The following is a 6545-nucleotide window of genomic DNA, read 5'->3' on the forward strand; positions in this document are numbered from 1 at the left end:
CGCTTCGTGGATCAGCGCTTCATGGATCAGCATAGTCCAGCCGGCTGGCACGAAGGGCGCGAGCCGGGTCAGGGCGACGCCGGAAACAGCCGCTTCGGCACCAGCCACAGGAAGAGCAGCATGCCGAACAGCTCCACCAGCGACTGGAAGACCACCACGACCACCGCCGCCTCGAGGCCGGCCGGCAGCGCCAGCGCCAGCGGCAGGACCACGAAGGAGTTGCGCGAGCCGAAGCTGAAGGCCAGCACCCGGCCCTGGGCGACCGTCAGCCGGAAGGCCCGCGCCATGATACGCGCCAGCAGTGCCGTGATGACCAGGAAGGCCACGAACACCGGCAGCAGCCAGCCGATCAGCCCCGGGGAACCGACCACCTGATCGACCTGCCCCGCCGCCACCGCGAACAGCACCAGCGCCAGCAACGGGATCGGCAGCCAGCCCAGCCCCTCGATCAGCCGCCGGCGCCCCGCCGCCCGCTCGGCCCAGCGCTCGGAGAGGAAGGCCGCCGCCAGCGGCAACAGGATCAACCCGCCGAAGGCCAGCAGCAGCTCCCGCTGGATCAGGCCGGCCAGTCCCGCCTGGCCCAGGAACAGCCAGAGGTAGAGCGGCAGCAGGGCGAGCTGCAGCAGCAGGCTCAGCGGCGTGAAGGCGATGGCGGTGGGGGTGTCGCCCCCGCCGAGGTGGGTGAAGGAGAGAAACCAGTCGGTACAGGGCACCAGCAGCACCAGCAGCACCCCCAGCCGCAGCGCCGGGTCCGCCGGCAGCCACTGCACCAGGCCCCAGACGATCAGCGGGATCACCAGGAAGTTGCCGAGCACCGCCGCGGCGAGAAAGCGAGCATTCACCAACCGACGATGCAGCCCCACCAGGGGCACCTGGGTGAAGGTCACATAGAGCAGCAGGGCCAGCAGCGGCCAGAGCAGGGCGTCGAGCACGCCGACCCTGCCCGGTGAGTGAGTGCCCACCGCCAGGCCGGCGAGGATCGCCGCCAGGTAGAGGAAGACCTGGTACTTCTCGAGCCGGTCACGCATCGACGGCGCGTTTCAGCATGATGCTCATGGCGTACCTCCCCCGCCACACCACGAATTTCTCGACGATGGCGGCATGTTCGCCGAAAAAAGCCGAGGCCCGCCCCTGACGAATCCCCACGTTTTTCTCGACGTTGATAGCTTGTTCGCCGAAAAAGGCGCCGAAGCTGCCCCTATGGGGTCAGACCCCAGCCAAGCCGCGAAGCCCGTCATGGTGCGTCTTGCGAGCGGATTCGACGCCGCCGGGGTCTGACCCCATAGGGACCGGCAGCGCTGGCAGCCTCCCACTCACCCATGTCCAATACATTGATAATGCTGAAATATTTCTGGGGAGGCCTCAGGGCCTGACCCCCTGGGGCCTCCCAGCACTGATAATCCATCGCCGGATCGACCTCAACCAGCCGATGTTTCCGCTTCCAGCGTATCCCCCACCCGGATCGTCCGGCCCTCGCCGGCCAGCAGGGTGGCGTTGTGACCGAAGTAGGCCCCCGGCGCCAGGCTCATGCCGGCCAACGTCTGTAAGGGCTCCTTCGGCTCGAGCGCTTCCCCCGTGCGCTGATCGAGGGTGATGATCTTGCAGCGCTGGCAGGGCTTGCGCATGCCCAGTCGATAGCCATCGCCGGCCAGGGATTCCCAACCGTGCTCGGCGAAGGGGACACTGCCCTCGACGACGATATTGGGCCGGAAACGGGCCATGGGTACCACGCCCGCGCCCTTGGCCTCGAGCACCTCGTTGAGGACTGCCAGCGACGACTCGGCCGTCACCAGGAACGGAAAGCCATCGGCGTAGGCGGTATGTGCCTGTTCGCCCTGCTGGTAGCGCGGGTCCACGCGGCGCTGCTGATCCGGCGCGAAGCGCACCAGCCGCAGGCCGCTGCCCTTCCAGTCACCCAGCACCCGGCCCAGCCAGTCGGCGGCCTCGGCGCCTTCGTCGAGGCCCTGGCACTGGTCCTCCCAGACATGGGTGGTGATCCGCGGCTGGTCGTCCCGCGCCAGCGCGATCCGCAGCGGCGGGACCTCGGGGTGTTCCAGCACCAGGGCGTCGGCGTCGAGGCGCACCGCCACCTGGGCCATGCGCGGCAGCTGGCGCTGGGTGACGAAGCGGCCGACATCGTCGACGACCATCCAGTGACGATCGAGGGCGAGCCCGCGTGGGCCCAGCGTCGCCTGCTCGAGGGCGATGCCGCGCAGCGACTTGACCGGATAGATGTTGAGCTGGGTGATGCGCATCCTCGACTCCCTGGACCGTCACTGAACCCGTTGAATTTTATCATGGATCCAATCCACGAATGAGCGGACCTTGCCCACTTCCGCCATATGCTCGGGGTAGGCCATGTAATAGGCGTCCCGGCTTTTCAAGCGGAAGCCCCAGGGAATGACCAGCTTGCCCTCCTCGAGCTCCTCCTGGGCAAGAAAGTGGGGAAGCAAGGCGACGCCACAGCCCGCCTGGGCGGCTCTCAACGCCATATAGAAGGAATCGAACCGCGGGCCATGATAGCTGTGTTCGGTATACTGCTGCTGGGCCTCGAACCAGTCATGCCAGGCCTCCGGGCGAGTCGCGCTCTGCAGCAGCACCAGTCGGGTCAAGTCCAGCGGCTCATCGATGGCCACCCCGTTCAGGATGGCGGGAGCGCAGACCGGCACCATCTCCTCATCCAGTATCTTGATGCATTCCGTTCTCGGCCAGGCCCCATGGCCAAAGAAGAACACCACCTCGACCCGCTCCTCCTCCATGTCGAAGGGCTCGGATCGATTGACGATGTTCAGGTTGATATCGGGATGGCGATAGCGAAAGCCATTGAGACGCGGAATCAGCCAGCGTGCCCCGAAGGTCGGCAAGGTAGCCACGTTCAGGACATCGGACTTGCCACCATATGACTGCATGTAGCGCGTCGACATCTCCACATGGGCGAGGATCTTGCGCGCCTCGTTGAGATACACCGCCCCTTCCGGCGTCAGGTGCAGGCGCCGCCGTACGCGCCTGAAGAGGGGATGCTGGAGCATCGACTCCAGTTGGGCGACCTGCTTGCTCACCGCGCTCTGGGTCAGGCTCAGCTCGTCGGCGGCCCGCGTGAAGCTCAGGTGCCTGGCGGCCGCGTCGAAACACTGCAGGCCGGCAAGGGAAGGGAGGTGCGGTCGACTCATGATGGCCACCCAGGGGTCATGAACATATGGAATGATGTTTGGATTAAACATCGTTTGCTGGCGCTTCACCACCCTAGTGATACTGCATTCACATGATCCACTGACGACCACGATAGGAGAAAGAATGATCGACGCTATCATGCAGCGCCTCGGCGTTGCCTCCGAGCAGTATCAGCAGGGCGACCTGGTGGTCACCACCCCCATTGACGGCAGTGTCATCGGCCGCCTCACGCCCGCCACCCCCGACCAGGTCGACGCCGCCATCGACGCCGCCCAGCAGGCCTTCCTGGCCTGGCGCGAGGTCCCCGCCCCGCGCCGCGGCGAGCTGGTCCGGCTATTCGGCGACCAGCTGCGTCGCCACAAGGAGGATCTCGGTGCGCTGGTCACCTGGGAGTGCGGCAAGATCCTCCAGGAGGGCCTCGGCGAAGTTCAGGAGATGATCGACATCTGCGACCTGGCCGTGGGCCAGTCGCGTCAGCTCTTCGGCTTGACCATCGCCTCCGAGCGCCCCGGCCACCACATGCGCGAGTCCTGGCACCCGCTGGGCCCGGTAGGCCTGATCACCGCCTTCAACTTCCCGGTCGCCCCCTGGGCCTGGAACGCCGCCCTGGCGCTGGTCTGCGGCGACAGCCTGCTGTGGAAGCCTTCCGAGAAGACGCCGCTCACCGCCCTGGCCTGCCAGGCGCTGCTGGAACGCGCCATGGCCGAGTTCGGCGATGACGCTCCCGAGCATCTCAGTCAGGTGATCATCGGTGAGCACGAGCCTGGCGAACGGCTGGTCAACGACCCCCGCGTGCCCCTGATCAGCGCCACCGGCAGCACCCGCATGGGCCGCGAAGTCGGTCCCCGTGTCGCCGCGCGCTTCGGGCGCAGCATCCTCGAGCTGGGTGGCAACAACGGCATGATCCTGACCCCCAGTGCCGACCTCGACATGGCCGTGCGTGCCATCCTGTTCTCGGCGGTGGGCACCGCCGGCCAGCGCTGCACCACCCTGCGCCGACTGGTGGTTCATGAGTCCATCCGTGGGGAGGTCGTCGAGCGCCTGAAACAGGCCTACGCCGGCATCTCCATCGGCAACCCCCTGGAGGGCAGCCTGGTCGGCCCGCTGATCGACCGCCAGGCCTTCGATGCCATGCAGGCGGTGCTGACCCAGGCCCGCGAGCAGGGCGCCAAGGTGTTCGGCGGCGAGCGCCAGTTGGGCGAGCAACACCCCGAGGGGTATTACGTGGCACCGGCCATCGTCGAAGTCGAGGCCCAGGACGAGCTGGTCAGGAACGAGACCTTCGCGCCGATCCTCTACGTGCTCGGCTACCGCGACCTCGACGAGGCCATCGCCCTGAACAACGACGTGCCCCAGGGGCTGTCGTCGTGCATCTTCACCACCGACGTCCGCGAGGCCGAGACCTTCGTCTCCGCCGTCGGCAGCGACTGTGGCATCGCCAACGTCAACATCGGCCCCAGTGGCGCCGAGATCGGCGGCGCCTTCGGTGGCGAGAAGGAGACCGGTGGCGGCCGCGAGTCGGGCTCCGATGTGTGGAAGACCTACATGCGTCGCCAGACCAACACCGTCAACTACTCCAGGGAGCTGCCCCTGGCCCAGGGCATCAAGTTCGACTGATACCACCGGGGCGAACGGGTCGCCGCCCCTGGCAGCGGCCTATTGGCGGACACACACCCTCTCGGGGAAATACCAATGTCAAAGCCTCTGGCAAGAGAGCAGTGACGTAGCCGCTCGACGAGGCCTTCGGCAACCGGTCCAGGCACGGGAGTCATCATGGAAGAGCGTTGTCTTTGGCATGACACGTCGCCGGCCCCCCCCTTGAAGCTGGCCCCGCTGCTGGGCGACCACACCGCCGAGGTGGCGGTCATCGGTGGCGGCATCACCGGGCTCAGTACCGCGCTGCATCTCGCCGAGATGGGCGTCGGCGTGACCCTGATCGAGGCAGGCGACATACCCACCGGCGCCTCGGGACGCAACGTCGGCCTGGTCAACGCGGGACTGTGGATTCCGCCGGATGACATCCTCGAGGCCCTGGGCGAGGAGATCGGCGAGCGCGCCAACGCGGTGCTCGGCGGCGCGCCCGCGGATGTCTTTTCGCTGATCGAGCGCCACGGCATCGATTGCCAGGCGACCCGCACCGGTTCCCTGCACCTGGCCCACAATGGCAAGGGCGAGCAGGAACTCGTGCGCCGCGCCGAGCAGTGGCTGCGACGCGGCGCCCCCGTGGAGCTGCTCGAGGACGACGCCTGCCGACAACGCGTGGGCACCCGGCGCATCCGCCGCGCCCTGCTCGACCACCGGGCCGGCACCCTGAACCCCACCGCCTACACTCGGGGCCTGGCGCGCGCCGCCAAGGAGGCCGGCGCCCACCTGCATACCCACACTGCCGCCACCGCCGTCGCCAGCGAGGGGGATGACTGGCGGGTGACGACCGACAACGGCAGCGTCCCCAGGCCACTCTTGTAGGGTTTGACCTTGCCGTTCAGGTTCAGGGCCGCCAGGGTGCGCCCGTGAAAGCCGTCATCGAAGGCAAAGAAGGAATATTCGGCTCAGCGCCATCATCGAGAAATTCGTCGGGAGGCCGCAGGGCCCGCCAACGTTGGCAGAGTAGCGCGGCGGCCTTCCCAAACGCGAGCCGGTCGCCGATCACCGGAACGCTGCCGCGGCGACCGAAACGATCAGGCCCGGGTGACGTAGCGCAGGATCTCGACCACCTGGTCGGTGGTGGTGGCCCAGGCCATGGCCGCGGCGTCGACCTCCTTGAGCGGATGGATGATCTCCTCGCCGTGCAGGGTGACGTAGGGCTTGCCCAGGGCCGCGCAGTAGCCGGCGTCGAAGGCCGCGTTCCACTGCTTGTACTTGTCGCCGAAGCGCACCACCACCAGGTCGCTCTGCTCGATCAGCGTCTTGGTGCGAATGGCATTGACCTTGGACGACTTGTGGTCGCGCCAGAACGGCTGACTCTCCTCGCCCAGGTGGTCGCCGGCGGCGTCACTGGCGTCGTGGTCGGTCACCGCCGAGGTGAAGACGATGTCCAGGCCGGCGGCCTCGGCGCCGCGGCGGATCTCGTCGCGCCAGTCGGTGTGGATCTCGCCGGAGAGATAGACGTAAAAGCTCATGTGGGGGCTCCAGATGATGAATGGGAGGCGACATGATAGCCCATCGCCTCGTGTTTACGGAAATTGCTTCCATGTTCATGGCTACACCACCGGCACTGCCCGGCACCGCGCGGAATCTCGTCGCGGCGGCCATCAGAAGAAGGTCAGGCCGACCTGGAACAGCCGCTCCACGTCGCGCAGGCGGCGCTTGTCGATCACGAACAGGATCACGTGGTCGCCGGACTCCACCACCACGTCGTCGTGGGCGATCAGCAC

The 6545-nt window shown here is 67.1% G+C and carries 7 protein-coding genes; 2 read left to right on the forward strand and 5 right to left on the reverse strand.

Annotated elements, in window-relative coordinates:
* Positions 1 to 68: 68 nt before the first annotated feature.
* The 4 genes from MKP05_RS18710 to gcvA form a co-directional block, all read right to left on the reverse strand.
* Positions 69 to 1028, reverse strand: coding sequence for an arsenic resistance protein (locus tag MKP05_RS18710; RefSeq protein ID WP_240569656.1), 960 nt, complete (start codon positions 1026 to 1028; stop codon positions 69 to 71).
* Complete coding sequence (locus tag MKP05_RS21840; RefSeq protein ID WP_276316683.1) at positions 1021 to 1146, reverse strand: hypothetical protein; 126 nt, start codon at positions 1144 to 1146, stop codon at positions 1021 to 1023. Before MKP05_RS21840 ends, MKP05_RS18710 begins: the two co-directional genes overlap by 8 nt.
* Before the next feature lie 272 nt (positions 1147 to 1418).
* A complete protein-coding gene (locus tag MKP05_RS18715; protein ID WP_240569657.1) occupies positions 1419 to 2255 on the reverse strand; it encodes an MOSC domain-containing protein in 837 nt (278 codons plus the stop codon).
* Between the two features lie 18 nt (positions 2256 to 2273).
* On the reverse strand, positions 2274 to 3170 hold the full coding sequence (gene gcvA / locus MKP05_RS18720) for a transcriptional regulator GcvA (protein WP_240569658.1): 897 nt from the start codon (positions 3168 to 3170) through the stop codon (positions 2274 to 2276).
* A 124-nt stretch (positions 3171 to 3294) separates the two neighbouring features.
* Here gcvA and amaB point away from each other — a divergent pair, with 124 nt between their 5' ends.
* The gene (gene amaB, locus MKP05_RS18725; protein WP_240569659.1) at positions 3295 to 4788 is read left to right on the forward strand and encodes an L-piperidine-6-carboxylate dehydrogenase; all 1494 of its coding nucleotides are present in this window, start codon (positions 3295 to 3297) and stop codon (positions 4786 to 4788) included.
* 156 nt (positions 4789 to 4944) lie between these two features.
* The gene (locus tag MKP05_RS18730) at positions 4945 to 5637 is read left to right on the forward strand and encodes an NAD(P)/FAD-dependent oxidoreductase (protein WP_240569660.1); all 693 of its coding nucleotides are present in this window, start codon (positions 4945 to 4947) and stop codon (positions 5635 to 5637) included.
* Between the two features lie 212 nt (positions 5638 to 5849).
* Here the strand turns inward: MKP05_RS18730 and MKP05_RS18735 are convergent, their stop codons facing one another.
* Positions 5850 to 6290, reverse strand: a complete 441-nt coding sequence (locus MKP05_RS18735) for a YtoQ family protein (protein ID WP_110285508.1) — start codon at positions 6288 to 6290, stop codon at positions 5850 to 5852.
* Positions 6291 to 6545 lie beyond the last annotated feature (255 nt).

It is taken from the genome of Halomonas flagellata (assembly GCF_022487945.1).
Classification (GTDB): Bacteria; Pseudomonadota; Gammaproteobacteria; order Pseudomonadales; family Halomonadaceae; genus Halomonas; species Halomonas flagellata.